This is a genomic window from Micromonospora ferruginea (assembly GCF_013694245.2).
Classification (GTDB): Bacteria; Actinomycetota; Actinomycetes; order Mycobacteriales; family Micromonosporaceae; genus Micromonospora; species Micromonospora robiginosa.
Genome location: NZ_CP059322.2, coordinates 6,386,090 through 6,412,337, shown reverse-complemented (window position 1 = coordinate 6,412,337; position 26,248 = coordinate 6,386,090). Strand labels below are relative to the sequence as shown.

At 71.6% G+C, this 26,248-nt stretch carries 25 protein-coding genes and 1 pseudogene; 13 read left to right on the top strand and 13 right to left on the bottom strand.

Annotated elements, in window-relative coordinates; translation table 11 throughout:
• Positions 1 to 8 precede the first annotated feature (8 nt).
• Complete coding sequence (locus H1D33_RS28955) at positions 9 to 2,156, top strand: S9 family peptidase (RefSeq protein WP_181570185.1); 2,148 nt, start codon at positions 9 to 11, stop codon at positions 2,154 to 2,156.
• Between the two features lie 95 nt (positions 2,157 to 2,251).
• Here H1D33_RS28955 and H1D33_RS28950 read toward each other — a convergent pair whose 3' ends face one another.
• The 5 genes from H1D33_RS28950 to H1D33_RS28930 all read right to left on the bottom strand — a co-directional run bounded on the left by H1D33_RS28950 (position 2,252) and on the right by H1D33_RS28930 (position 8,242).
• Positions 2,252 to 3,994 (bottom strand): ABC transporter substrate-binding protein, encoded by a 1,743-nt coding sequence (locus H1D33_RS28950; RefSeq protein ID WP_181570186.1) that lies wholly within the window; start codon positions 3,992 to 3,994, stop codon positions 2,252 to 2,254.
• A gap of 108 nt (positions 3,995 to 4,102) precedes the next feature.
• The gene (locus H1D33_RS28945) at positions 4,103 to 5,089 is read right to left on the bottom strand and encodes an ABC transporter permease (RefSeq protein WP_181570187.1); all 987 of its coding nucleotides are present in this window, start codon (positions 5,087 to 5,089) and stop codon (positions 4,103 to 4,105) included.
• An 11-nt stretch (positions 5,090 to 5,100) separates the two neighbouring features.
• Positions 5,101 to 6,108, bottom strand: a complete 1,008-nt coding sequence (locus H1D33_RS28940; RefSeq protein WP_181570188.1) for an ABC transporter permease — start codon at positions 6,106 to 6,108, stop codon at positions 5,101 to 5,103.
• Positions 6,105 to 7,151 carry an ABC transporter ATP-binding protein gene (locus H1D33_RS28935; protein WP_246411810.1) on the bottom strand — a complete coding sequence of 349 codons (1,047 nt, stop codon included), beginning with the start codon at positions 7,149 to 7,151 and terminating at the stop codon, positions 6,105 to 6,107. The genes H1D33_RS28940 and H1D33_RS28935 overlap by 4 nt, the downstream gene beginning before the upstream one ends.
• Positions 7,148 to 8,242 carry an ABC transporter ATP-binding protein gene (locus H1D33_RS28930; RefSeq protein ID WP_181570189.1) on the bottom strand — a complete coding sequence of 365 codons (1,095 nt, stop codon included), beginning with the start codon at positions 8,240 to 8,242 and terminating at the stop codon, positions 7,148 to 7,150. Before H1D33_RS28930 ends, H1D33_RS28935 begins: the two co-directional genes overlap by 4 nt.
• 237 nt (positions 8,243 to 8,479) lie before the next feature.
• Between H1D33_RS28930 and H1D33_RS28925 the strand changes: the two genes are divergently transcribed.
• From H1D33_RS28925 to H1D33_RS28900, 6 genes are all read left to right on the top strand, one after another.
• The gene (locus H1D33_RS28925; RefSeq protein ID WP_181570190.1) at positions 8,480 to 9,028 is read left to right on the top strand and encodes a Uma2 family endonuclease; all 549 of its coding nucleotides are present in this window, start codon (positions 8,480 to 8,482) and stop codon (positions 9,026 to 9,028) included.
• Between the two features lie 33 nt (positions 9,029 to 9,061).
• Positions 9,062 to 10,495 carry a TldD/PmbA family protein gene (locus H1D33_RS28920; RefSeq protein WP_181570191.1) on the top strand — a complete coding sequence of 478 codons (1,434 nt, stop codon included), beginning with the start codon at positions 9,062 to 9,064 and terminating at the stop codon, positions 10,493 to 10,495.
• Between the two features lie 53 nt (positions 10,496 to 10,548).
• Positions 10,549 to 11,973 carry a TldD/PmbA family protein gene (locus H1D33_RS28915; RefSeq protein ID WP_181572550.1) on the top strand — a complete coding sequence of 475 codons (1,425 nt, stop codon included), beginning with the start codon at positions 10,549 to 10,551 and terminating at the stop codon, positions 11,971 to 11,973.
• 213 nt (positions 11,974 to 12,186) lie between these two features.
• The gene (locus H1D33_RS28910; RefSeq protein ID WP_181570192.1) at positions 12,187 to 12,993 is read left to right on the top strand and encodes a hypothetical protein; all 807 of its coding nucleotides are present in this window, start codon (positions 12,187 to 12,189) and stop codon (positions 12,991 to 12,993) included.
• 11 nt (positions 12,994 to 13,004) lie between these two features.
• Positions 13,005 to 14,918 (top strand): fumarate reductase/succinate dehydrogenase flavoprotein subunit, encoded by a 1,914-nt coding sequence (locus H1D33_RS28905; RefSeq protein WP_181570193.1) that lies wholly within the window; start codon positions 13,005 to 13,007, stop codon positions 14,916 to 14,918.
• The gene (locus tag H1D33_RS28900; protein ID WP_181570194.1) at positions 14,918 to 15,988 is read left to right on the top strand and encodes a succinate dehydrogenase/fumarate reductase iron-sulfur subunit; all 1,071 of its coding nucleotides are present in this window, start codon (positions 14,918 to 14,920) and stop codon (positions 15,986 to 15,988) included. Before H1D33_RS28905 ends, H1D33_RS28900 begins: the two co-directional genes overlap by 1 nt.
• A gap of 125 nt (positions 15,989 to 16,113) precedes the next feature.
• On the opposite strand, the gene H1D33_RS28895 is transcribed toward H1D33_RS28900, so the two are convergent.
• The gene (locus H1D33_RS28895) at positions 16,114 to 16,554 is read right to left on the bottom strand and encodes a (deoxy)nucleoside triphosphate pyrophosphohydrolase (protein WP_181570195.1); all 441 of its coding nucleotides are present in this window, start codon (positions 16,552 to 16,554) and stop codon (positions 16,114 to 16,116) included.
• A gap of 184 nt (positions 16,555 to 16,738) precedes the next feature.
• On the opposite strand from H1D33_RS28895, the gene H1D33_RS28890 reads away from it, so the two are divergent.
• The 4 genes from H1D33_RS28890 to H1D33_RS28875 are packed head-to-tail and all read left to right on the top strand — an operon-like array spanning position 16,739 to position 18,692.
• Entirely contained in the window at positions 16,739 to 17,047 is a 309-nt protein-coding gene (locus H1D33_RS28890; RefSeq protein WP_181570196.1) for a 4a-hydroxytetrahydrobiopterin dehydratase, read from the top strand.
• Positions 17,048 to 17,078: 31 nt separating this feature from the next.
• On the top strand, positions 17,079 to 17,441 hold the full coding sequence (locus tag H1D33_RS28885) for a PH domain-containing protein (RefSeq protein ID WP_181570197.1): 363 nt from the start codon (positions 17,079 to 17,081) through the stop codon (positions 17,439 to 17,441).
• Positions 17,442 to 17,463: 22 nt separating this feature from the next.
• Positions 17,464 to 18,180 carry a SanA/YdcF family protein gene (locus H1D33_RS28880; protein ID WP_181570198.1) on the top strand — a complete coding sequence of 239 codons (717 nt, stop codon included), beginning with the start codon at positions 17,464 to 17,466 and terminating at the stop codon, positions 18,178 to 18,180.
• Between the two features lie 17 nt (positions 18,181 to 18,197).
• The gene (locus H1D33_RS28875; protein WP_181570199.1) at positions 18,198 to 18,692 is read left to right on the top strand and encodes a GNAT family N-acetyltransferase; all 495 of its coding nucleotides are present in this window, start codon (positions 18,198 to 18,200) and stop codon (positions 18,690 to 18,692) included.
• A gap of 26 nt (positions 18,693 to 18,718) precedes the next feature.
• Here the strand turns inward: H1D33_RS28875 and H1D33_RS28870 are convergent, their stop codons facing one another.
• From H1D33_RS28870 to H1D33_RS28855, 4 genes are all read right to left on the bottom strand, one after another.
• Positions 18,719 to 19,534: an ABC transporter permease gene (locus H1D33_RS28870; RefSeq protein ID WP_181570200.1), complete on the bottom strand. Its 816-nt coding sequence runs from the start codon at positions 19,532 to 19,534 to the stop codon at positions 18,719 to 18,721.
• Entirely contained in the window at positions 19,531 to 20,478 is a 948-nt protein-coding gene (locus tag H1D33_RS28865; protein WP_181570201.1) for an ATP-binding cassette domain-containing protein, read from the bottom strand. The genes H1D33_RS28870 and H1D33_RS28865 overlap by 4 nt, the downstream gene beginning before the upstream one ends.
• Positions 20,479 to 20,491: 13 nt before the next feature.
• Complete coding sequence (locus H1D33_RS28860) at positions 20,492 to 21,331, bottom strand: DUF4097 family beta strand repeat-containing protein (RefSeq protein ID WP_181570202.1); 840 nt, start codon at positions 21,329 to 21,331, stop codon at positions 20,492 to 20,494.
• Between the two features lie 81 nt (positions 21,332 to 21,412).
• The gene (locus H1D33_RS28855) at positions 21,413 to 21,931 is read right to left on the bottom strand and encodes a toxin-antitoxin system HicB family antitoxin (RefSeq protein ID WP_181570203.1); all 519 of its coding nucleotides are present in this window, start codon (positions 21,929 to 21,931) and stop codon (positions 21,413 to 21,415) included.
• 399 nt (positions 21,932 to 22,330) lie between these two features.
• Between H1D33_RS28855 and H1D33_RS28850 the strand changes: the two genes are divergently transcribed.
• On the top strand, positions 22,331 to 22,885 hold the full coding sequence (locus H1D33_RS28850; protein ID WP_181570204.1) for a DinB family protein: 555 nt from the start codon (positions 22,331 to 22,333) through the stop codon (positions 22,883 to 22,885).
• On the opposite strand, the gene ychF is transcribed toward H1D33_RS28850, so the two are convergent.
• Genes ychF through H1D33_RS28835 form a run of 3 tightly spaced genes read right to left on the bottom strand, consistent with a single transcriptional unit; the run spans position 22,875 to position 25,282 of the window.
• Positions 22,875 to 23,960, bottom strand: a complete 1,086-nt coding sequence (ychF, locus tag H1D33_RS28845; RefSeq protein ID WP_181570205.1) for a redox-regulated ATPase YchF — start codon at positions 23,958 to 23,960, stop codon at positions 22,875 to 22,877. The genes H1D33_RS28850 and ychF overlap by 11 nt on opposite strands.
• Positions 23,961 to 23,980: 20 nt before the next feature.
• On the bottom strand, positions 23,981 to 24,733 hold the full coding sequence (locus H1D33_RS28840; RefSeq protein WP_181570206.1) for a Type 1 glutamine amidotransferase-like domain-containing protein: 753 nt from the start codon (positions 24,731 to 24,733) through the stop codon (positions 23,981 to 23,983).
• 30 nt (positions 24,734 to 24,763) lie between these two features.
• The gene (locus H1D33_RS28835; RefSeq protein WP_181570207.1) at positions 24,764 to 25,282 is read right to left on the bottom strand and encodes a MarR family winged helix-turn-helix transcriptional regulator; all 519 of its coding nucleotides are present in this window, start codon (positions 25,280 to 25,282) and stop codon (positions 24,764 to 24,766) included.
• 93 nt (positions 25,283 to 25,375) lie between these two features.
• Here H1D33_RS28835 and H1D33_RS28830 point away from each other — a divergent pair.
• Positions 25,376 to 26,146: pseudogene (locus H1D33_RS28830) on the top strand (EamA family transporter); the annotation flags it as partial.
• Positions 26,147 to 26,248 lie beyond the last annotated feature (102 nt).

Below are 26,248 nucleotides of genomic sequence, written 5' to 3'. Positions count from 1 at the left end.
CTGCAGGCGTGGACTTCCCCGAGCTGGCCGCCCGTACCCGTCGGTTCAGCCATGGCGCGCCGCGCGCCGTGACCGTCACGGGCGACGGCTGCCGGGTGCTCTTCCTGCGCTCGGCGGGACCGGAGGACCCCACCGACGCGCTCTGGCTGCTCGACGTGGACAGCGGCGAGGAACGCCTGGTCGCCGACCCGGCGGTGCTGCTGGGCGCGGACGCCGACCCGGCCCGCCTGGCGCCGGGCGAGCGGGCGCTGCGCGAGCGGCTGCGGCTCAGCTCCGGCGGCATCGGCTCGTACGCGCTGGACGCCGCCGGGCGGATCGCCGCGTTCGCGCTGGCCGGGCGACTGTTCCGGGCCGACCTGGTGCACGGCGACGTGATCGAGGTGGCCGCCGCCGGCCCGGTGATCGATCCGCGACCCGACCCGACCGGCGAGCGGCTGGCATACGTCACCGACGCCACCGAGGGCGTCCGCCGGGGTCAGCTCCGGGTGGTCGAGCCGGACGGCACCGACAACCTGCTGGCCGGCGAGGACAGCGGCGTGACCTGGGGGTTGGCCGAGCACGTCGCGGCCGAGGAGTTCCACCGCTACCGGGGCTACTGGTGGGCCCCGGACGGGCGGTCGGTGCTGGCTGCCCGGGTGGACGAGTCCCGCCTGCCCCGCTGGTACCTGCACGACCCGGCCGAGCCGGCGAGCCCGCCGACGTCGTTGGCGTACCCGGTGGCGGGCGGCCCGAACGCGGAGGTCAGCCTGCACCTGCTCGACCTCGACGGCGGTTGGGTCGACGTGCACTGGGACCGGGAGACCTACCCCTACCTCAGCTCGGTCGAGTGGGCCGACGGCGGGCCGCTGATCACGGTGCTGCGGCGCTCGCAGCAGCACGGCCTGGTGCTCGCGGTGGACCCGCGTACCGGCGAGACGCAGGTGCACGCCGAGCTGGCCGACCCGCGCTGGGTGGAGCCGATCCCGGGCACCCCGGCGCACCTGCCCGACGGGCGGGTGCTGGTCGGCGGCGAACTGGCCCACGACGGGTACGACGCCCGCTGCCTGTTCGCCGACGGCACGCTGCTCACCCCGCCCTCGCTGTACGTCCGGCGGGTGGTCGGGCGGCTGCCGGCCGGCCCGGGCACGGCCGCCGACCTGCTGGTGGAGGCGAGCGAGGGCGAACCGAGCCAGCGCCACCTCTACCGGGTGCGGACCGCCATCGGCGGCGGGATGGACGCCCGCCGGATGGGCAGCGACCCGGGCTGGCACACCGCCACGATCGGCGGGTCCACGCTGGCGGTCGGCGTCGCCTCGCTGGAGCACGCCGGGGTCCGCTGGCGGGTGTGGCACGGCGACCGCGAGGTGGCCGAGCTGCGCTCGCTCGCCGCCACCAGCTCGTACGCCCCGCGGCCGACGCTGGTCCGGGTGACCGACCGGCGGCTGCCCAGCGCGGTGCTCTACCCCACCGAGCACGTCAAGGGCACCCGGCTGCCGGTGCTGGTGGACATCTACGGCGGCCCCGGTCACCAGGAGGTGATCGCGGCGCGCGGCGCCTGGCTGGAGCGGCAGTGGTGGGCCGACCAGGGCTTCGCGGTGGTGACCATCGACAACCGGGGTACGCCGGGCATCGCGCCCTCGTTCGAGAAGGCGATCCACCGCCGGGTGGCGGACGTGATCCTGACCGATCAGGTGGACGCGCTGACCGCGCTCGCCGGCAAGCACCCCGACCTGGACCTGGGCCGGGTGGCGGTGCGTGGCTGGTCGTTCGGCGGCTGGCTGGCCGGGCTGGCGGTGCTGCGTCACCCGGAGTTGTTCACCTGCGCGATCGTGGGCGCGCCGGTCACCGACTGGGCGTTGTACGACACCGCGTACAGCGAGCGCTACCTGGGCATGCCCGAGGACGGCTTGGACGTCTACGCCCACCACTCGCTGGTCGAGCTGGCCGCCGAACCGGTCGGCGACCCGGCCGAGGCCCGGCCGATGCTGCTGGTGCACGGCCTGGTCGACGACAACGTGCTGGCCGCGCACACGCTGCGGCTCTCCGCCGCGCTGCTGTCCACCGGCCGCCCGCACGCGGTGTTGCCGCTGACCGGGGCGAGTCACCTGGCGGCCGGCGGCGTGTCCGAGCGCCTGCTCCGCCTGGAGCTGGACTTCCTCCGCCGCCACCTGGTGTAAGGAGGGGGCCCCGCTTAACGCATTCTGCATAGGAGGGGCCCCCTTTTAACAACGAGTGTTAAAAGGGGGCCCCTCCTTACCGGCAGGGCCGGGGGTTACTGCTTGACGAAGGCGTTGACGAAGTTCGGGTAGCCGAAGACGGACGAGATGAAGACGCCGCCGGCCTTGGAGCCGTGCACGTTGTAGGCCACGTCGACGTAGAGCGGCACCACAGGCGCGTGCTCCTTCATGATCCGCTCGTCGAGCTTGCCCCACTCCGGGCCCTGGTCGGCCGGGGGCATGGCCAGGATCCGGTCCATCTCGGCGTTGATCGCGTCGTCGTTGAAGTAGGACTGGTTGCTGTTGCCCTCGGCCTTGATGGTGCGGCCGTCGTAGAGCACCGGCAGGATCGACGCGCCGCTCGGCCAGTCGGCGGCCCAGTTGCCGATGTAGAGGTCCCAGGGGTTGTTCTTCTTCTTGACCTCGTCCAGCTTCGCGTCGTCCGGGATGTTCCGGACGGTGATCTTGAAGCCGGCGCGCTCCAGGTTGCCCTTGAGCTGGACCGCGATCTGCTGCTCGTCGGTGTTGTCGGCGGCGCCGAGGACCAGCTCCGGCGTCTGGCCGCCGAGCAGTTCCTTCGCCTTCTCCGGGTTGCCGTTGGCACCCGCCGGATAGGCGTCGTACGCCTTGTAGCCGATGGTCGACGACGGCATCAGCGTGGTCATCGGCTGGGCGACGGTCTGGCCGCCGAGCGCCTTGACCAGGCCCTCCCGGTCGATCGCGTAGTTGAGCGCCTGGCGGATCTTCAGGTCCTTGACCCGCTGCGTGTTGATCACGAGCTGGTTCGCGCTCGGGGTCGGGGACAGCAGGGTGCGGGACTTCAGCGCCGGGTCACCGGCCACCTTGGCGACCAGCGCGGGTGGCACCGAGTTGAACGCCAGCGCGCTCTGGTCCGCGCCGTTGTCGGCGATCACCCGGTTGTTGGCGGCGTCCTGGGTCGGACCGAAGGTCCACACGAACTGGTCCGGGTACTGGTGCCGCACCGGGTCGGTCTTCGCGTCCCAGTTCGGGTTGCGGTCCAGGGTGAGCTGGACGCCGACCTGGTTCTTGGCGATCTTGTAGGGGCCGGACGAGAACGGCTTCTGGTCCAGGTTGACCCCGGTGTCCGCCTGCGGCTTCAGCGGCGCGGTGGTCGGCAGCGAGACCGCGAACGGCAGGTCGCAGCGGGGCTTGGCGAACTCGAAGCGCAGCGTCTTGTCGTCCGGCGTGGTCAGGCCGGGCGGCAGCGACGTCTTGTTCTTCTTGAAGTCCCACTTGGTGTCGAACTGCGGGCTGTCGGCCAGCCACTCCTGGATGTAGGTCGGGCCGCCGGTCAGGTCGGGGTCGAAGGAGCGGGCGATGCCGTACGCGATCTCCTTGGCGGTGATCGGGCTGCCGTCCTCGAACTTCACCCCGTCCTTGATGGTGAATTCCCAGACCTTGCAGTCGTTGTTGACGTTCTTGCCCGGGGTCTCGGCCAGGTCGCCCACCAGGACCAGGCCGCCCTTGCCGTCGTCCTTCCAGGTGGTCAGGTAGCGGGCGAAGAGCGGGTTGGCCATCAGACCGGCGAACGAGTACGTCCGCTGCGGGTCCAGGTGGGAGATGGGGGTCTCCCGGATGATGGTGAACGTCCCGCCCTTGGCCGCGCCGTCGATCTCGGCGGCCGGCCCCTGCGAGTCCTTCGGATCGGTGGCGATGACCCCGGTCTGCTGCCGGTTGCCGTCCACCTTGGTGCCCTCGCCCGTGTTCTCCGAGCAGGCACCGAGTGCCACAACCAGTGCGATGGCACCGCCCGCGGCGGCCGCTGCGCGTGGTCGCATGTCCTACCTCCTCCACCCGTTCGCCGAGCGCATCCGCCGACGTCCCGAGGATCGTAAAGAAGAAAAACTACAAGTTGGGTAACAGTTGTCGATAAATTTCGTCGCGGTTCAGCCGAGCCGTACCCGCGGGTCGATCACCGCGTAGAGCAGGTCAACCACCACGTTCGCCAGCACCACGAAGACCGCCGCGATCAGCACGGTCGCCATGATGGTCGGCAGGTCGCCGGAGCGGACCGCGTCGACAGCGGTACGCCCCATCCCGTTCAGGCCGAACGTCGTCTCGGTGATCACCGTCCCGCCCAGCGCCCCGCCGACGTCCAGCCCGGCGATGGTCACCACCGGGGTGATCGCGGCGCGTAGCGCGTGCCGGCCGTACACCGTGCGTTTGGCCAGGCCCTTGGCCCGCGCGGTGCGGACGAAGTCCTCCGACAACGTCTCCAGCATCTGCGCCCTCGACAGCCGGGCGTAGATGGCGGAGAAGAGGAAGGCCAGCGCCACCCAGGCCAGCACCAACCCGCTGACCCACTTCAACGGATTGTCGAACAGCGAGGTGTAGCTCGGCACCGGCAGCAACCGCAGGTTGTAGACGAAGACGATGAGCAGCACCGCGCCGACGAAGTAGAGCTGCAACGACGCGCCGGTCAGCGAGAAGCCGATCGCCGCCCGGTCCAGCCAGCTTCCCCGGCGCAGCGCCGAGAGCATGCCGAGCCCGACGCCGAGCAGCAGCCACAGGATCGCCGCCGGGATGACGATGCTCAGCGTCACCGGCAGCACCCGGGCGATGGTGTCCGACACCGCCTCGTTGGAGACGTACGACCAGCCGAGGCAGGGCGCGTCGCACCGGCCGCCCTGGGCGCTGCCCAGGTCCCGACCGGTGACGATGCCCTTCATGTAACCGGCGTACTGGCTGATCAGCGGGTCGCGCAGGCCCAACTCCTGCCGGACCCGCTCCAGCCGCTCCGGGTTGCAGTTCTTCGGGCACATGCCGGTGACCGGGTCCCGCGGCAGCGCGAAGAACATCAGGAAGCTGAGCACGCTGACCGCGAAGAGGGTGAGCGCGGCCGAGAGCAGCCGGCGGACGAGGAAACGCGTCATGGGTCGGCCTCCTACCGGGACGACTTCGGGTCGAGCGCGTCGCGCAGCGCGTCGCCGAAGAGGTTGAAGGCGAGCACGAGCGCGAAGATCGTGATGCCGGGGAAGAAGACGTACGACGGGTCGGTCTGCAGGTAGTCCAGACTGCGGTAGATCATCCGCCCGAAGCTCGGCGTCTCGTCGGTCAGGCCGACGCCGATGAACGACAGCGCCGCCTCGCTGGTGATGTACTGCGGGACCGCCAGCGAGAAGGCGACCAGGATCGGCGCCCAGACGTTCGGCAGCAACTGGCGGAACAGCATGTGCCCCAGCCCGGCGCCGCTGGCCCGGGCCGCCTCCACGAACTCGCGCTCACGCAGCGCGATGATCTGGCCGCGCACCAGCCGGGCCGTACTGGTCCAGCCGAACAGCGCGAAGATCGCGATGAGCACACCGATCTGGAAGTACGCGGGCACCGCCTCCCGCTGGCCGTAGAAGCGCAGCGCGACGGTGGGCATCAACGCCAGCGCGATGATCAGGAACGGCATGGCCAGGGTCAGGTCGGTGATCCAGTTGATCACCGAGTCGAGCCAGCCGCCGAGGTAGCCGGCGAGCGTACCCAGCGTCACGCCGATCATTGCGGTCAGCACGGCGGCGGCGAACGCGATGAACAGCGACGTCCGCAGCCCGTGCACCATCCGGATGAAGATGTCCCGGCCCAGGCCGGGCTCCAGCCCGAACCAGTGCTCGCCGGCGACGCCGCCGGCATAGCCCAGCGGCATGCCGTAGCCGTCGAGGCGGCTCTGGAACTGCTCCTTCGGGCCGACCCCGTACAGCGCCTGGATCAGCGGCACGGCGAGCGCGACCAGCACGAAGAAGACGAGCAGCGCGCCGCTGATCATGGCGGTGCGGTCCCTCCGGAGCCGTGCCAGCGCGAGTTGACCGGGCGAGCGGCCGACGAACTCCCGGTCCCGGCGTTCGTCGCCCTCACCTGGGGACTCGATCTCCGCGAGGGCCACACCCTCGACCGGGGAGAGGCTCATTCCGCCACCTCCTTCAGTTGCGGGGTGCCGCCGGCGACGGTCGCGGGCGCACCGGCGTCGACCGGTCCGCCCTCCGGGTAGTGGCAGGCGGTGAGTTGGGTGCCGCCGTCGCGGGTGGTCAGTGCGGGTGTCTCGGTGGCGCAGTGGTCGGTGGCTTTCCAGCAGCGGGTGCGGAAGCGGCAGCCTGAGGGTGGGTCGAGGGGGGTGGGGACGTCGCCGGTGAGGCGGATGCGGCCGGCGGGTCCGAGGGTGGTGACGTCGGGGATGGCGGAGAGCAGGGCTCGGGTGTAGGGGTGCTGCGGCCGGGTGTAGATGGTGTCGCGGTCACCGATCTCGACGATGGTGCCGAGGTACATGACGGCGACGCGGTGGGAGAAGTGGCGGATGACGGCGAGGTCGTGGGCGATGAACACGAACGCCAGGTCCAGGTCGCGTTGCAGGTCGCGTAGCAGGTTGATGACCTGGGCCTGGATGGAGACGTCGAGGGCGGAGACGGGTTCGTCGGCGACGATGAGTTTGGGTTTCAACGCGAGGGCGCGGGCGATGCCGATGCGTTGGCGTTGTCCGCCGGAGAACTCGTGTGGGTAGCGGTTGTAGTGCTCGGGGTTGAGCCCGACCAGTTCCAGCAGTTCCTGCACGCGGTGTTTCACGCCGCCGGGTGGGGTGATGTTGTTGACCTGCAACGGCATGGCCACGATCCGCCCGACGGTGTGGCGGGGGTTCAGCGACGCGTAGGGGTCCTGGAAGATGATCTGCAGGTCCTGCCGCAGTGACCGCAGGTCACGGCGGCCGGCGTGGGTGATGTCGCGGCCGGCGAAGGTGATGCTGCCGCTCGTGGGTTCCAGCAGCCGCACCAGCATCCGCCCGGTCGTGGTCTTGCCGCACCCGGACTCCCCCACCAGCCCGAGGGTTTCGCCGGGGCGCACGTCGAAGTCCAGCCCGTCGACCGCCCGCACCACCGCCTTGCCCCGCAAGCCTTGGCGGACCGGGAAATGCTTGGTCAACCCCCGCACCGACAGCAGCGGCTCGGTCTCGACACTCATCGGGCCACTCCCGTCTGCGCGACGTCCTGCCGATACAGCCGGGTGCGGTCCTGCGCCGACAGGTGACACGCCACCAGGTGCCCCGGCTGGCCGGCATCACGCAGTTCCGGCACCTGGGTGCGGGAGTGGTCGTCGGCGTAGCGGCAGCGCGGATGGAACGCGCACCCGGACGGCAGGTTGATCAACGACGGCGGGTTACCCGCAATGGGCACCAGGTCCGCGTCCGCGTCACCGTGCAACGACGGCACGCTCGACAACAACCCCCAGGTGTACGGATGCTGCGGCGAGCGCAACACCTGCGCCACGCTGCCCTGCTCCACCGCCCGACCGCCGTACATCACCAGTACGTCGTCGGCCACCTGCGCCACCACACCCAGGTCATGGGTGATCAGGATGATCGCCGAGCGGAACTCCTCCTGCAGATCCGCGAGGAGGTCCAGGATCTGCGCCTGCACCGTCACGTCCAGCGCGGTGGTCGGCTCGTCGGCGATCAGCAGATCCGGATCGTTGACCAGGGCCATCGCGATCATCGCCCGCTGCCGCATCCCACCGGAGAACTCGTGCGGATACTGCTCGAACCGCTTCGCCGGCTGCGGAATCCCCACCCGCTGCAGCATGTCCACCGCCCGCGACCGGGCCTCCCGCTTCCCGGCCTTCGGGTGGTGCACCCGATACGCCTCCGCGATCTGCCTGCCCACCGTGTAGTAGGGGTGCAACGCGGAAAGCGGGTCCTGGAAGATCATCGCCATGTCCCGACCCCGCAACCGCCGCACCTCCTCCTCGGGCAGCCCGACGAGCTGACGGCCACCCACCGAGATCTCCCCGGTGATCGACGCCCGCTTCGAGTGGTGCAGACCCAGGATCGCCAGCGACGTCACGCTCTTGCCCGAACCGGACTCCCCCACGATCCCGAGCGTGCGGCCCCGCTCGACGGCGAAGGACACACCGTCCACGGCCTTGACCACACCGTCCTCGGTGTCGAACCGCACCCGCAGGTCGCTGACCTGGAGATAGGGCGCTTCACCGGAGCGCTGCTCCGGCACCTCCGGGCGGTCCGGCTCCCCGGACGGCACCGCCTCCGACCTGCCCATGACCGCCTCCCCTTCGGTGATGAAGAGAACCTACAGGAAACCTCTGGAGGCGAAAATAAGCTACAAAGGCCGGGCTGTCAGCGGTCAGAGCGTAACGACTAGGTTTCCGACCTGAACAGCCCTCACCTGGGACATTCACCGCCGCAACTGACTGCCACCGCCCCGTCGTCGCATCGGAGGTGCGACCATGGTCCTGGCAACCAGGGGACCATTCCCGCCGACACGAGGGAGGTAGCCATGACCACGGCGGTGTTCGGCCACGACGGCCCGTGGACCGAAGAGGAGTACCTCGCCCTCGGCGAGACGCAGGAACGCGTCGAACTCTTCGACTGGAGCCTCTGCGTGACCCCAGGTCCCACCCCACGGCATCAGAACATCTCCGGCGAGCTGCGCGCCGCTCTACGGACACCGGTACGCCAAGCCGGGCTCCGCGTGCTGGAGGCGGTGAACGTCCGACTCAGGCCCGGTCGGATCCCGATCCCGGACCTCGCCATCGTCGAAGACGTCGACCTCCGCATTCCGGTGATCGAGGCGAACAGTGTCCGGTTGGTCTGCGAAATCATCTCCCCCAGCAACGCCGCCACCGACAAGGTGCTCAAGATGCACTACTACGCGGCCGCCGGCATCGAGTGGTACCTCCTCGTCGACCAGGAGTCCCTGACGATGCACCTGTACCAGCGGCGGGGCGCGCACTACGTCGAACGGTCCGTCACCAAGGCGGGCGAGACGCTGGAGCTGACGGATCCCGTCCGGGTCACGATCCGGCCGGAGGATCTGCTCGACTGACGGATGTCGGTGCGCTCGCCTAGGGTCGGGCGCATGGGATTCGACGCGGCGACCGCCGCCGTCCAGGCCGCCCTCGACGCGGGGGCCCGCTACGCGGACGCCCGGGTGATGCACCGGCGCTACGAGTCGATGTCGGCGCGCAACGGCGACGTCGAGGAGCTGGCCCAGCACGAGAGCATCGGGTTGGGCGTACGCGCCCTGGTCGGCTCCGGCTGGGGCTTCCACGCCGTACCCGAGTTGTCCGACGCCGCGGCCCGCGACGCCGGCCGGCGCGCGGCGGCGGTCGCCACCGCGAGCGCGCGGGTCCCGGGCCCGCCGATCGACCTCGTGCCAGTCGACGCGGCGGTGGCGAGCTGGGCCTCCGACTGCGCGGTCGACCCGCTCGGGGTGCCGCTGTCCGACAAGGGTGACCTGCTGGTCGGCGCCACCGCCACGATGCGCGAGCACGGGGCCGACCTGGCCGAGGGGCTCTACCAGATCTGGGACACCACGAAGTGGTTCGTCTCCAGCGAGGGCCACCGGATCGACCAGCACATCCGGGAGTGCGGCGGCGGCATCTCGGCCACCTCGATCGGCGACGGCGAGACGCAGCGCCGGTCCTACCCGAGCTACCGCGGGCAGTACGGCACCACCGGCTGGGAGCTGGTCACCTCGCTCGACCTGGCCGCGCACGCCGCCCGGATCGCCGAGGAGTCCCGGGAGTTGCTGACCGCCCCGGAGTGCCCGGCCGGCGAGACCGACCTGATCCTCGGCGGCGAGCAGCTCGCGTTGCAGATCCACGAGTCGGTCGGGCACGCCATCGAGCTGGACCGGATCCTCGGCTGGGAGGCGGCCTTCGCCGGCACCTCCTGGCTCGACCTGGCCCGCCTCGGCTCGCTGCGCTACGGCTCCGAGCTGATGAACGTGACCATCGACCCGACCATCCCGGGCGCGCTGGGCAGCTTCGGCTTCGACGACGAGGGCTCCCCGGCGGTCCGCCGGGACGCGGTACGCGAGGGGCGGTGGGTCGGCGTGCTCGCCGGGCGGGACTCGGCCGCCGTCGCCGGCCTGGACTACGGCGGCAGCGTACGCGCCGACGGCTGGGCCCGGCTGCCGATGGTGCGGATGACGAACGTGGGCCTGGAACCGGGCCCGCACACGCTCGACGAGATCATCGCGGCGACCGACGACGGGGTGCTGATGGACATCAACCGGTCCTGGTCGATCGACGACAAGCGGCTCAACTTCCAGTTCGGCTGCGAGGTCGGCTGGGAGGTGCGCAACGGCCGCCGGGGGCGGATGCTGCGCAACCCGACCTACACCGGCATCGGGCCGGTCTTCTGGCGCTCGATGGACATGCTCTCCTCGGAGACGGTCGCCTGGGGCACGCCCAACTGCGGCAAGGGGCAGCCCGGCCAGGTCGGGCACACCGGCCACCCGGCCGCGCCGGCCCGGTTCCGCGGCGTCCGAGTGGGGGTGCGCGCATGAGCGAGCGCACCGAGCGGAGCGAGGGCCGTGAGCGCATGCCCGGTCGGCACGGCATGAGCGAACGCACCGAGCGGAGCGAGCGGGATCTCGCGGCCCGGGTGGTGGAGCTGGTCCGGCGGGTGGCCGGTCCGGCCGCCGAGGCGGAGGTGCTGGTGACCCGCACCGACCTGGCCCTCACCCGGTTCGCCAACTCGTTCGTCCACCAGAACGTGGCCGAGACCGGCACCGCCGTGCAGCTCCGGCTGCACGTGGACGGCCGGACCGCCGCGGGTGGCGGCAGCCGGGTCGACCCGGACGGGCTGGCCGCGCTCGTCGAGCGGACCCGAGCGGCGGCCCGGCTGGTCCCGCCGGACCCGGCCTGGCCGGGGCTCACCGCGCCGGCCCCGGTGCCGGCCGGCGCGGAGGTGGACGAGGCGACCGCGTTCGCGTCGCCCGACGAGCGGGCCGCCCGGGTACGCGCGTTCGTGGACGCGGTCGAGGGGTTGGAGGCGGCCGGTTACTGCCGCACGTCCTACCGGTCCGGCGCGTTCGCCAACTCGGCCGGCCACTCGGCGGTGGGGCGGGCCGCCGAGGCGGCGATGGACGGCATCGCCCGGGCCGGCGGCGCGGACGGGGTGGCCCGGCTCTGCGCCGACCGCCTCGCCGACCTGGACGGCGCCGCGCTCGGCGCCCGCGCGGCGGCCAAGGCGCGGGCCGCGGCCGACCCGGTCGAGCTGCCGCCGGGTCGCTACGAGGTGGTGCTCGAGCCGGCCGCCGTGGCCGACCTGCTGCAGAACCTCGCCTGGTACGGCTTCAACGGCAAGCGGCACGCCGAGCGCCTGGCCTTCGCCGAGCCGGGCACGGCCCAGTTCGACCCGGCGGTGACGCTGGTGGACGACCCGTTGCACGCGTCGACGCTGCCGTTCGACCTGGAGGGCACGCCCCGGCGGGCGTTGTCCCTGGTGACGGCCGGCACCACCGGCGCGTTGGCGTACGACAGGCGCAGCGGCGCCGAGGCGGGCACGGGGTCGACCGGGCACGGCATGCCGGGCGGGTCGACCTTCGGCCCGATCCCGCACAACCTGCGCCTGCTGCCGGCGGAACGGGTGGCGGGCGCGACCGGCGACGGTCCGGCCGCGACGGTGGGCGCGGGGGTGACCGGGGCGGTCGGCGACCCGGACACCGCGGCCCTGGTGGCTGGTGTGCGGCGGGGGCTGCTGGTCAGCGACTTCTGGTACACGCGGGTGCTGGATCCGAAGCAGTTGGTGGTCACCGGGCTGACCCGCAACGGCGTCTGGCTGGTCGAGGACGGTGTGCCCGTCCGGGCGGTGCGCGACTTCCGGTTCACCGAGTCCTACCCGCGGGCGTTGGGGCCGGGGCGGGTGCTCGGCCTGGGCCGGTCGCCGGTGCGTCAGCCGGACCGGTCCGACGGGTCGTGGTGGGAGGCGCCCGCGGTGCGACTGTCCTCGTGGAACTTCACCGGCGGCGCGTCCGGCTGACCGGTCGGCCCGCGCGGGTGACCGGTGGGCGCGCCACGCGCGTCGCCACGCATATTGATCATGATTCGGGTCTTTCCAACCAGCGGGACACACGGGACACTGCGTTGCGCGGCCGGGCCGTGAAGATCGGCGTAACGTGTGTCACTTAGCCGCGCCGGTTCGCGGCGTGGTCGTGCGTGCGCAATGACGGGCAGTGACGTCAGGGAGACTCGAATGACATCAACGGCGACGAGGCCGCGGGGAGCGCGGGCACGTGCCGCCATCGCGGCGAAGACGTTGCGGACCGACCGATGGTGGCTCGCCCCACTGATCACCGTGGTCGGGCTCAGCGCCTGGGTCATCTACGCGACGGTCCGGGTGTTCATGCACAAGTGGTACTGGGTCGAGCAATACCACTACCTGACGCCGTTCTACTCCCCGTGCGTGACCGAGCGGTGCGTCGAGGGCTCCTCGCACTTCGGCAGCTTCCTGCCCGGCTGGTGGATCATCCCGGACGCGGCGCTGACCCTGCCGTTCCTGCTGCTGTTCCGGCTGACCTGCTACTACTACCGCAAGGCCTACTACCGGTCGTTCTGGCTGTCGCCGCCGGCCTGCGCGGTGCCGGACGGGCACCAGACCTACAGCGGGGAGACCCGGTTCCCGCTGCTCGGGCAGAACCTGCACCGCTACTTCTTCTACGCCGCCGCGATCATCTCGCTGATCAACACCTGGGACGCCGTCCTCGCCTTCCACTCCCCCGAGGGCTTCGGCTTCGGCCTGGGCAACATCATCCTGCTGCTCAACGTGGTGATGCTCTGGGCGTACACGATCTCCTGCCACTCCTGCCGGCACATCATCGGCGGCCGGCTCAAGCACTTCTCCAAGCACCCGGTGCGATACAAGGCGTGGACCGGGGTGTCCTGGTTGAACGTCCGGCACATGCAGCTCGCCTGGATCACCCTGGGCACCCTGGCGCTGACCGACTTCTACGTGATGGCGATCGCGGCCAACTGGTTCCCCGACCTGCGGTTCATCAACTGAGGGCCCCTGACATGACTGAAACGCGAATCGAACGACACCACTACGACGTCGTCGTGATCGGGGCCGGTGGCGCCGGCCTGCGCGCGGCGATCGAGGCCCGGTTGGCCGGCAAGAAGACCGCGATCATCTCGAAGTCGCTGTTCGGCAAGGCGCACACGGTGATGGCCGAGGGTGGCGCCGCGGCGGCCATGGGCAACGTGAACTCGCGGGACAACTGGCAGGTGCACTTCCGGGACACCATGCGCGGCGGCAAGTTCCTGAACAACTTCCGGATGGCCGAGCTGCACGCGAAGGAGTCGCCGCAGCGGATCTGGGAGCTGGAGACGTACGGCGCGCTCTTCGACCGCACCAAGGACGGCAAGATCTCGCAGCGCAACTTCGGCGGCCACGAGTACCCGCGCCTGGCGCACGTCGGCGACCGGACCGGCCTGGAGCTGATCCGCACGCTCCAGCAGAAGATCGTCTCCCTCCAGCAGGAGGACAAGCGCGAGTTCGGCAGCTACGACGCGCGGATCCGGGTCTTCTCCGAGACCACGATCACCGAGCTGCTGCTCGACGGGGACCGCGTGGCCGGGGCGTTCGGCTACTACCGGGAGTCCGGCGAGTTCATCCTCTTCGAGGCGCCGGCCGTGGTGCTGGCCACCGGCGGTGTCGGCCGGTCCTACAAGGTCACCTCGAACTCCTGGGAGTACACCGGGGACGGTCACGCGCTGGCACTGCGCAGCGGGGCCACGCTGATCAACATGGAGTTCCTCCAGTTCCACCCGACCGGCATGGTCTGGCCGCCCTCGGTGAAGGGCATCCTCGTCACCGAGTCGGTGCGCGGCGACGGTGGCGTGCTGAAGAACTCCGACGGCAAGCGGTTCATGTTCGACTACGTCCCCGACGTCTTCCGCAAGCAGTACGCGGAGACGGAGGAGGAGGCGGACCGCTGGTACACCGACCCGGACAACAACCGGCGCCCGCCGGAGCTGCTGCCCCGCGACGAGGTCGCCCGGGCGATCAACACCGAGGTCAAGGAGGGCCGGGGTACGCCGGCCGGTGGCGTCTACCTGGACATCGCGTCCCGCAAGTCGGCGGAGGAGATCCGTCGGCGGCTGCCTTCGATGTACCACCAGTTCAAGGAGCTGGCCGACGTCGACATCACCAAGGAGCCGATGGAGGTCGGCCCGACCTGTCACTACGTGATGGGTGGCGTGGAGGTGGACCCGGACACCGGCGCGGCGGCGGGCACCGTACGCGGACTGTTCGCCGCCGGCGAGGTCTCCGGCGGGATGCACGGCTCCAACCGACTCGGCGGCAACTCGCTGTCCGACCTGCTGGTCTTCGGCAAGCGGGCGGGCGGCCACGCCGCGACGTACGCCGATCAGCTCACCGCGCGCCCGGCGGTGCCGGTGGCGGCGGTGGAGGCCGCGGTGGAGACGGCACTGGCGCCGTTGCAGCGCGACACCGGCGAGAACCCCTACCAGCTCCAGCAGGACCTCCAGGTGGTGATGGGCGACCTGGTCGGCATCATCCGGCGGGAGGGCGAGCTGGCCGACGCGTTGGGCCGGCTGGCGGAGCTGCGGGAGCGGGTGGCGAAGGTGAGCGCGGTCGGCGGCCGGCGCTACAACCCGGGCTGGCACCTGGCGCTCGACCTGCGCAACATGCTGGTGGTCTCGGAGTGCACCGCGAAGGCGGCGCTGGAGCGGCAGGAGTCGCGCGGCGGGCACACCCGGGAGGACTATCCGGCGATGGACCCGAAGTGGCGCCGGGTCAACCTGGTCTGCGCGCTGGACGGCGACGCCGTCCGGCTGACCCACAAGCCGCTGCCCAGGATGCGCCCGGAGCTGATCGGGCTCTTCGACCGGGCGGAGCTGTCCAAATATCTCACCGACGAGGAACTCGCCGAGTTCGACGCCCTCACCGAGGAGGCGAGCAACTGATGGGAAGCAAGCGGCAGTTCCGCATCTGGCGGGGCGACGAGACCGGCGGCGACCTGCAGGACTACACGGTCGAGGTGAACGAGGGCGAGGTCGTCCTCGACGTCATTCACCGCCTCCAGGCCACCGAGGCGCCGGATCTGGCGTGCCGGTGGAACTGCAAGGCCGGCAAGTGCGGCTCCTGCTCGATGGAGATCAACGGCAAGCCGCGACTGGGCTGCATGACGCGGATGTCGACGTTCGAGGAGGCGGAGACCGTCACGGTCACCCCGCTGCGCACCTTCCCGGTGATCCGGGACCTGGTCACCGACGTCTCGTTCAACTACGAGAAGGCCCGGGAGACCCCGGCGTTCGCGCCGCCGGCCGACGTGGCGCCCGGCGACTACCGGATGCAGCAGATCGACGTGGAGCGGTCGCAGGAGTTCCGCAAGTGCATCGAGTGCTTCCTGTGCCAGAACGTCTGCCACGTGATCCGTGACCACGACGAGAACAAGCCGGCGTTCTCCGGTCCCCGGTTCTTCATCCGGGCCTCGGAGCTGGACATGCACCCGCTCGACGCGCGTACCGACCGCAAGGAGTACGCGCAGTCCGAGATGGGGCTCGGCTTCTGCAACATCACCAAGTGCTGCACCGAGGTCTGCCCCGAGCACATCAAGATCACCGACAACGGGATCATCCCCATGAAGGAACGGGTCGTCGACCGCAGGTACGATCCCCTTGTGTGGCTCGGTAACAAGATCTTCCGGAGGGGTCAGGTGCCTCAGACCAGCGCGACCAGCGGGCATTCCAGCGGTGCGGTGACCAGCGGCGCGGCCCATGGCGGCGTGCACTCGCACGCCGGCGGCTCGCACGACAGCGGCGCCGAGCGCCAGGCCCAGCAGGGCGTCAACTGGCAGCGCGAGGTGCCGCACCCGACGGCGCCGGCGGTCGACGCCAGCGGCAAGCTGCCGCTGACCGAGCTGACCTTCGACCGGGCCGCCGCGCCGTCGCCGTTCGGCGACGACGTGGAGTTCCCGCTGCCGGCCGAGCACCTCAACTTCGCCCACCCACAGCAGGACGAGCCGAAGCACTGAGCAGCGGCGCGACGATGACGGGGGCCAGCGGCACACGCCGCCGGCCCCCGTCCCGTTTCCGACCGGCTGTCCGGTTCGACGCCGTCCCCGCGCGGCGCGAGGGCGGCGCGCCCGACCGGCGCGGCTCAGGAGGCGGCGAGCAGCGGGCGCAGCGCGGAGACGATCGGCACGTCGGCCGGCAGCCAGTCGACGCTGTCCAACTCGGTCGCGGAGAGCCAGCGCAGGTCGCCGTGCTCCAGTGCGGTCGGCTGGTCGCCGTGGAGCAGGCGGGCCGCGTAGACCCGCAGCACGGACCGGCCGTGGGCCATCCGCACGTCCCGACCGACCCGGTCGCCGATCGCGACCCGGACGCCCAGTTCCTCGGCGCACTCGCGGGCCAGCGCGTCGGGCTCGGTCTCCCCCGGCTCGACCTTGCCGCCGGGGAACTCCCACCGGCCCGCCACCTCGGGGGGCGCCGCGCGTTCACAGGCGAGGACGCGGCCGTCCACGATGATCGCCGCCCCGACGACCACCTTCGGCTCGCGCCGGTCGGCCTGCCCGCTCCCGCTAAACCGTTCGGTCCGCACGAGCCACCAGCGTGCCAGATCAATCGGCGGTTCGGGTAACTGAGTCGGCCATCAGGCCAGCAGAACACGGAAGTGTGGGCGTGGACACACCATCTGTGCGACGACAGACTAGAGGGCGTCGACTGGGACACGGGATGGCGACGATTTGGCCACAAGCCGGCAACGACGCCTGGGAGGTGCGGTGATGCGCGTGCTGTTCAGCAGCCGGGCGAAGCACGACTACCTCAGCGACGCGCTCGCTCTGCTGTCCGGATGGACGCGCGAGGGTGAGCAGATCCGCCGCACGCTGGTGCTCGACGACACCCAGCACGCCGCGCTCACCGAACGGGTGGCCGTGGTCGCCGACGCGCTGCGGCTGCGCCCCGACATCAGCCGGCGGGCCGACCGGACCCAGATCCGGCTGGGTCACGACGACGGCGAGCCGCTCACCGAGGGTGAGGTGCTGCTCGCGGCGCGCATCGAGGACGCGGTCCGCGCGGTCACCGAGCACTGAGCGCTGGCGCGCCTGCCCTACCGTCGAGGTCATGTCTGGCCCGACGTACGACCGCAAGGAACAGTTCCAGCAGATCCAGAGCGGCCTGCTGCCCGGTGAGCAGATCATCGCCGTCTACGACGCGATCGGCACCGGCACCGGCTTCATCGGCCTGACCGACCGGCGGGTGATCGTTCAGGACCGCTCGTTCGTCGGCAAGAAGTACGCCATCACGAGCATCCCGTACTCGAAGATCACCAGCGTGAGCGTGGTGAGCAACAAGTCCTGGGGCGGCTCGTTCTTCTCCACCGGGGCGATCGCCGTGCACGTCGGCACGCACAGCTACGAGGTGGAGTTCCGGGGCGCGGACAAGAGCCACCACGTGCACAACGTGATCCTGCACCACATCTCCTGACCGGACTGACACAATCGCCGCCATGCGGGGGTTGATCGCACGCGGGCGCGCCTGGCGCGCCGACCACCGGCGGGCCGTACGCCTGCTCCGCCGGCTCGTCCTGGTCGCCGCGGCCGGTGTGGTGCTGCTGGCCGTGGCGACCGTGGCCAGCGCGGTCTGGATCCGCGGCGACGCCCGGGGGCACGTGTTCACCGCCGCCGACGTGCCGGACGCGCCGGTGGCGCTGGTGCTCGGCGCCAAGGTGGAGGCGGACGGCACGCCCTCGCCGTTCCTGGCCGCCCGGTTGGAGATCGCCCGGCAGTTGTTCGCCGCCGGCAAGGTCGAGGTGGTGCTGGTCTCCGGCGACCACATGGACTGGGACTACGACGAGCCGGACGCGATGCGCCGCTGGCTCGTCGAGCGGGGCGTGCCGGCGGAGCAGGTGGTGCTCGACCACGCCGGCTTCGACACCTACGACTCGTGTGCCCGCGCCCGGCGCATCTTCGGCGTGCGGCGGGCCACCGTGGTCACCCAGTCGTTCCACCTGCCGCGCGCGGTGGCGCTCTGCCGGGAGTTGGGCATCGAGACCAACGGCGTCGGTGACGACACGGTCCGCCGGTTCGACCGGCAGTGGCGGATCAGCACCACCCGGGAGTACGGCGCCGGCGTGAAGGCCGCGGTGGACGTGCTCTCCGGGCGGGACCCGGTGCACCTCGGCCGCCGGGAGACCGGAGTGGACGACGCCCTGCGGGCCGGCTGAGGCGGACGGACGAGTCGATGACCGTGACCATTGCCGCGATGGACGACACGCACGCCGACGCCGTGTTGGACATCTACCGCCTCGGGATCGCCGAGGGGCACGCCACCTTCGAGACCGAGCCGCCCGACTGGGGCCGGTTCACCGCCGGTCGGCTGCCCGGCCACCGGTGGGTGGCGCTCGACCCGGCGGGGCGGGTGCTCGGCTGGGTGGCCTGCTCGACGGTCTCCGATCGCTGCGTCTACGCCGGGGTGGTCGAGCACTCCGTCTACGTGCACCCCGAGGCGCGGGGGCGCGGCGTCGGCGGGGCGCTGCTGGACGCGTTGATCGACTCGACCGAGGCGGCCGGCGTCTGGACCGTCCAGTCCGGCGTGTTCCCGGAGAACACCGCCAGCCTGGCCCTGCACGCGGCGCGCGGGTTCCGGGTGGTCGGCACCCGGGAGCGGATCGGGCGCCACCACGGCGTCTGGCGGGACGTCACGCTGATCGAACGGCGCAGCCCCCGGATCCGCTGACGCGGTCCGGGGGCTGCGCGCCGGTTTCAGCGCGACTCGCGGTTGAACAGCCGCCGGGACCAGAGGTACCCGCCGAGCGCGATCGCCGCGCACCAGCCGAGCGCGATCCAGCCGTCGTCGCCGAGCGGCTCCGCCATCAGCAGGGCGCGCAGGCTCTCGATGATCGGGGTGAACGGCTGGTATTCCGCGAACCAGCGCAGGCCGGCCGGCATCGAGTCGGTGGGTACGAAGCCGCTGCCGAGGAACGGCAGCAGGATCAGCGGCATCGGCAGGTTGCTCGCGGTCTCCACGCTCTCGCTCACCTGACCGAGCGCGACGGCCAGCCAGACCAGCGCGAACGTCACCGCGGCGAGCAGGCCGACCGCGCCCAGCCAACCGGCCGGGCCGGCGGTGGGCCGGAAGCCGACCAGCAGCGCCACGCCGATCACCACGGCCAGGCTGATCGCCGCCTGGATCATGCTGCCGAGCACGTGCCCGGTCAGCACCGACACCCGGGCGATGTGCATGGTGCGGAACCGGGCGATGATGCCCTCGGTCATGTCCATGGCGATCGAGATCGCGGTCCCCTGCACGGTGGCCGCCACCGTCATCAGGATGATCGCCGGCGCCACGTAGTTGGCGTACGCGGCGCGCGAACCTGCGCCGGCCACCCCACCGTCGAGCCCGGCGCCCAGCGTGCCCCCGAGCACGTAGACGAAGAGCAGCAGGAACACCACGGGCATCCCGACCAGCATCACGGTCATCGACGGGTAGCGCAGCATGCGCCGGAGGTTGCGCCGCAGCATCGTCACCGAGTCGTGCAGCGGGTGGAAGCGGAGGTCGGCGGGGGCGGAGACGCTCATGACGTGGTCACCTTCTCGTCGGTGGGGTCGCCGGTGAGGGCGAGGAAGACGTCGTCCAGGTCGGGGGTGTGCACGGACAGCTCGTCGACCTCGACACCCTGGTCGTCGAGCCGGCCGATCAACGCCTTGAGCGAGCGCAGGCTCCCGTCGCCGGGCACCCGCAGGGCGAGCGCGTCGCCGTCGCGGGTGGCCCGGTCGAGCACGCGTACCGCCGCGTCGCGAGCCCTCGGGTCGGCGAACCGCAACCGGACGTGCCCGCCCGGGATGCGGCGCTTCAGCTCCTCGGGCGTGCCCTCGGCGACCACCCGGCCGCGGTCCAGGACCGCGATCCGGTCGGCCAGCTCGTCCGCCTCCTCCAGGTACTGCGTGGTGAGGAAGATGGTGACGCCACCGGCCACCAGGTCGCGGACGATCTGCCACATGTCGCGGCGGCTGCGCGGGTCCAGCCCGGTGGTCGGCTCGTCCAGGAAGATCACGCGCGGGTCGCCGACCAGCGTCATCGCCAGGTCGAGCCGCCGCAGCATGCCACCGGAGTAGGTGGACGCCGGCTTGCCGGCCGCCTCGGTCAGGCCGAACCGTTCGAGCAGCCCGGCGGCGCGCCGCCGGCCCTCCTCCCGGGGCAGGTGGTGCAGGTCGGCCATCAGCCGCAGGTTCTCCGCGCCGGTGAGCAGCTTGTCCACCGCGGAGAACTGCCCGGTGACGCCGATCGCGGCGCGTACCGCGTCCGGCTCGCGGGCCAGGTCGTGCCCGGCCACCCGCACCTCACCGGCGTCGGCGGAGAGCAGGGTGGAGAGGATCTTCACGGTGGTGGTCTTCCCGGCGCCGTTCGCGCCGAGCAGCGAGAAGACGGTCCCCTCGGGGATGCGCAGGTCGATGCCGTCGAGCACGACGTGGTCGCCGAACGACTTCCGCAGCCCGGTGACGGTGATCTGGTTCGTGGTCACGGTGCCCTCCCTCTCAGGACCGGTGGATGGTGATGTCGCCGTACGAGGTGCGACCGCGCACCTCGACGGTCTGCTCGGCGCCGCCGGGCCGGGCGGTGCTCTCCAGTTGGTTGTGCACCTGGCCGAAGCTGGTGTTGACCTCCAGCCAGGCGGCAGTGCCCTGGGCGACACCGACGTCCAGGTCACCCATGGCCGTGCCGAGTACGACCGAGCCGCGCACCACCTCGGCGATCCGGATGCCGCCGTTGGAGGTCTTCGCGTCGACGCCCGCGCCGGCGCGGGTCACCTCGATGCCGCCGTTGGCGTTGCGCACCCGCACGTCGCCGGTGGCCGCGTCGATCGTGGTGTCGCCGTTGGAGTTCTTCACCGCCACCGCACCCTCGACCCGGCCGACCTGGACGGCGCCGGAGCCGGTGGAGATCTCCGCGTCGCCGGTGACGCCGTCGATGCTGACCCGCCCGACGCCGGTGTGCAGGCGCAGCGGCCCGGTCTGCTCCAGCCGGACGTTGCCGGTGGTCTTCACCCGGGTCTCGCCGAGCCGGCCGGCGGCGCTGACGTCGCCCATCAGCAGGTGCGCGGCCAGCTTGGAGTCGCTCGGCAACTCGATGGTGACGTCCACCGACCTGCTCTTCTTCGAGAAGTCGAAGGCGCGCCTCGGTCCGGTGACCTGGAGCGTGCCGTCGGTGTAGTCGACGCGCACCTGCGCGGCGGCCTGCACGTCGGACTCGTCGTCGGCGTTGCTGGGGCGGACCTCGACCACGGTGTCGGCGCGGTCGCTCGCGGCGATCCGCACCGAGGCGACGCCGAGCTCCATCGTGACGGCGATCGATCCGGGTGTGTCGAAAACAGGCATGGTTGTCCCGCATCCTGGGTGGGTGGGTCGTCCCCGCAGGTCAGGGGGACGGGAGAGAAGGAGTGGCGCGGCGGGGTGCGGTCAGTGCACCCAGCCGGTGAACCGCTGCCGGGACCGCGTCCCGGCGTGGGGCGGCTCGGGACGAGGCTCCCGGTCGCCGCCGCGCAGGCCGGCGGCGGCGGCCCGGACCAGCCAGGCGTTGACCGAACGCCCCTCGGCTGCGGCGGCCTCCTCGACCGCGGCCTTGAGCTGCTCGGGCATCCGGACGTTGATCCGGGCGACCGGGCCGTCCTCGGTGATCGGCAGGTCGATGTCGGGCGCCGCGCCCGCCTCGGGCGCGGCGTGGGGCGGTTCGGCGGGCGGCACCGACACGACGAAGTCCGGGTCGCGACCGCGCAGGCGCAGTTCCACCGAGCCCGGGGCCAGCTCCCGGGTGATCTCGTCGGCGGCGGCCGACAACGCGTCCAGCAGGGTCATCCGGACCGCCGACTCCAGCGGCCCGGTCAGGCGCTCGACCAGCGCACGCGACTCCTCACCACCGGCTTCGGCGAGCGCGGCGAACTCCCGCCCGAGGTTGCTCACATACGAGGTCAGGTCCATGGCACTACTGTGACACAGGTCGTGGCACCAAGGCAAGCCATTCTGGCATCACATTGGCACCAAACCTGCCCCGGCTCTTCCCTTAAACGCGCTTCAGCAGCTCATATGCCTGCCGCCACCGCGATGCCACCGTGATGCCATCAGCCCTGCCCCCAGGAGATCAGCCAGCCCGGGATCGTGACCCGCACGCCCTGTCGACCTGATATCGCCAACAACTCAGCAGATCTTGGTACGCACCGGCCCCGGGAAGGGCGTGCTCGTACCAAGATCGCAACGTGACGCTTCGACGGGTATCGCGGGGCAAGCGGCGCTGGTCGGGCGTGCGCCCGGCGGCAGGTCACGCCGGCGTGGCCTCCGCGAGGGTCCCGACTAGGTCTCCGATGCCCGTACGGTGCGGAAGTGACAAGTAGTGAGCAGCTCTCGGAGCAGTTGGACTGGCACTGGCGTAGGAACCTGCGGCCACGGCTGGAGGGTCTCACCGACGAGGAGTACTTCTGGGAGCCGGTGCGCGACTGCTGGAGTGTCCGCCCACGGAGCACGTCGGCCCAGCCGATGCCGGAAGGTTCCGGGGAATGGACGATGGACCACGCGTTCCCCGAACCGGTGCCAGCACCGGTGACCACGATCGCCTGGCGGCTGGCGCACATCATCGTCTCGTGTCTGGGCTACCGGGTCGGATGGTACTTCGGCGGCCCGGACGTCGACTCCGAGACATTCGCCTACGCGGGGACCGCTGACAAGGCGCTGAACCAGCTCGATGACATGTACCGGAGATGGAACGCGGGGGTTCGCGGCCTCTCGGACGCCGACCTGGAGAATCCACCCGCGGTCGGTCCCGAGCGGTTTCCCATGGCGAACAGGATCCTGCACGTCAACCGGGAGCTGATCCATCACGGCGCCGAAATCTCCCTGCTGCGCGACCTCTACCGTCGGCAGGACGGGGTCAGACGTTGAAGCGGAACTCCACCACGTCGCCGTCCTGCATGACGTACTCCTTGCCCTCGATCCGGACCTTGCCGGCGGCCTTCGCCGCCGCCATCGATCCGGCCGCGACCAGGTCGTGGTAGGAGACCACCTCGGCCTTGATGAAGCCGCGCTGGAAGTCGCTGTGGATCACCCCGGCGGCCTCCGGCGCGGTCGCCCCGACCGGCACGGTCCAGGCCCGCGCCTCCTTGGGGCCGGCGGTGAGGTACGTCTGGAGCCCGAGCGTCCGGAAGCCCACCCGGACCAACTGGTCCAGCCCCGGCTCGGACTGCCCGATCGACTCCAGCAGCTCACGGGCCTCGTCCTCGGGCAGGTCCACCAGCTCGGACTCGATCTTGGCGTCCATGAAGACCGCCTCGGCCGGCGCGACCAGGCCGCGCAGCTCGTCGAGGAACTCGGCGTTGCCCAGCTCGGCCTCGTCGACGTTGAAGACGTAGAGGAACGGCTTGGTGGTGAGCAGGTGCAGCTCGCGCAGGTGTTCCAGCTCGACCTTGGCGGCGGCGGCGCCCGCGTACAGCGTGATGCCCTGGTCGAGCACTTCGGCGGCCTTCTTCGCGGCCTCGACCGCGGCGGCCCGGTCCTTGCGGAGCTTGGCCTCCTTCTCCAGCCGGGGCAGCGCCTTCTCCAGCGTCTGGAGGTCGGCCAGGATCAGCTCGGTGTTGATCGTCTCGATGTCGTCGGCCGGGGAGACCTTGCCGTCGACGTGCACCACGTTCGGGTCGGAGAAGGCGCGCACCACCTGGCAGATCGCCGAGGCGTCGCGGATGTTGGCCAGGAACGCGTTGCCGCGGCCCTGCCCCTTGGAGGCGCCCCGGACCAGGCCGGCGATGTCGACGAACGAGACCGGCGCGGGCAGCACCTTCTGCGAGGAGAAGATCTCCGCCAGCTTGCCGAGCCGCTCGTCGGGGAGCCCGACCACGCCGACGTTCGGCTCGATGGTGGCGAACGGGTAGTTCGCGGCGAGCACGTCGTTCTTGGTCAGCGCGTTGAACAGGGTGCTCTTGCCCACGTTGGGCAGGCCGACGATGCCGATGGTGAGACTCACGACGAGCCAGCTTACGCGGTCTACCGGCCGTCCGGCCCGGCGGGCAGCAGCCGGGGCTCGATCCGGGTCTCCCGCACCGTGCCGTCGTCGGCGCGCACCAGCTCGTACGCGGCCACGTCGGGTCGGTCGGCCACCGCCTCGGCCAGCCGGGTGCCCCGGTAGATCAGGCCGACGCCGTCGTCGGTGCAGTGGCTGGTCGGCAGCGTCCCGTCGGCGACCAGCCGGTGCATCAGCGGCCGGCGCTGCTCCTCGCTGTCGTAGTGCACGCCGTTGCCGTACGGGAGCCAGCCCAGCCCGTCGGTGAAGGCCCGCAGGTCGGGGCCGTAGCTGTCGGTGGCGCCGCCGGCATGCCAGCAGATCGAGCCGGCGGAGACCCCGCCGAGCACCACGCCGGCCTGCCAGCACTCGTGCAGGATCTCCGGCAGGCCGTGCACCCGCCACACCGCGCACAGGTTGGCCACGCTGCCGCCGCCGACCCAGACGATGTCCTGGGCGAGCAGGTGGGCGCGGATGTCGTCGACGGTCGGCATCGGGAAGAGCGCCAGGTGTGACGCGCGGTACCGGGTGTTCGCGAACGCGCCGTAGAACACGGTGAGGCCGGTGGGCTGGTCACCGACGGCCTGGCCGAGGTAGCAGACCCGGGGCGCGTCGCCGGCCTGCGCCAGCTCGGCCATGTGGTCGAAGAGCTGGCTTGGCCGGGCGTCCCACGGGCCTCGCCGCCGGCTGAAGTAGCCCATGCTGGTGGCGACGATCGTCGGTTCAGAGGCGGGCACGGGTGTCCTTCCGGTCGGCGGCGGTGGAGATCATTGTGCCCCGTCCGAGGCCGGTTCCGCCGCCTCGGCGGCGGCGAGCAGCGTCCGCAGCAGGTCGGCCAGCCGGTCCTGGTCGGCGGCCGGCAGCGCGTCGAGGATCCGGCGCTGCACCTCCAGCCCGGCCTCCGCGGACTCCTCCACCACCCGGCGGCCGGCGTCGGTGAGGCTGACCCGCAGCGCCCGCCGATCGGCCGGGTCGGGCGCGCGGCGCACCAGCCCGGCCCGCTCCAGCCGGTCGAGCCGGCCGGTCATCCCGCCGGACGTGAGCATCAGCGTGGCGGTGAGCGCCTTCGGCGCGAGGGTGTACGGCGCGCCGGAGCGGCGCAGCGCGGCGAGCACGTCGAACTCGCCGCGACCGATGCCCCAGTCGGCGTACACCTTCTCCTGGCGGTCGCCGACCAGCCGGGCCAGCCGGTAGATGCGACCGAAGACCGCCATCGGCTCGGGCCGCATGCCGGCCCGTTCCCGGCGCCACTGCTCGACGATCGCGTCGACCTCGTCCGTTGCCACGGCTGTCGATTGTGCCGTACCTCGCCCTTCCACTTTCACTCGACATCAAGTAGCTTAGAGCTAAGATACTTAGCGGCATGAAAAGAGGCCGGGATGACCCGTCGGACCGACGTCGCGCTCACCGCGCTCGCGCCCGCCACCTGGGGCACCACCTACCTGGTGACCGCCGAACTGCTGCCCGCCGACCGACCGCTCTGGGCCGGGGCGATCCGCGCCCTGCCGGCCGGCCTGCTGCTGCTGGCCCTCACCCGCCGGCGTCCGCACGGCATCTGGTGGGCCCGGGCCGCACTGCTCGGCACGCTCAACATCGGGGCGTTCTTCCCGCTGCTCTTCGTCGCCGCCTACCGGCTGCCCGGCGGCACCGCGGCCGTGCTCGGCGCCGCCCAGCCACTGCTGGTCGCGGTGCTCACCGTCGCCCTGCTCCGGGACCGGCCCGGCCGACCGGCCCTCCTCGCCGCCGTGGCCGCCCCGGCCGGCGTCGCGCTCGTCGTGCTGCGGCCGGACGCCGGGCTCGACCCGCTCGGCGTCGCCGCCGGCCTCGCCGGCACCGCGGCCATGGCCACCGGCCTGGTGCTCACCCGCCGCTGGGGACGGCCGCCGGGGGTGGGCACGCTCGCGGCCACCAGTTGGCAGCTCGTCGCCGGCGGCGTGCTGATCCTGCCGGTCGCCGCCGCCGTCGAGGGCGCGCCGCCCGCACCGGACGGCCCGGCCCTGCTCGGGTACGCGTGGCTCGGGCTGGTCGGCACCGCGCTCGCCTACGTGCTGTGGTTCCGGGGCGCGGGCCGGCTGCCGGTGTCGCAGGTGTCGATGCTCGGCGCGCTCAGCCCGCTGACCGCCGCGGCGCTCGGCTGGCTGGTGCTCGGCCAGGCGCTCGGCCCGATCCAACTCGCCGGCTTCGCGGTGGCGGTCGCCGCCATGGTGCTCGGCCAGCTCCCCGGCCGGCCGGCTCCGGCCGCGGTCCGGGCG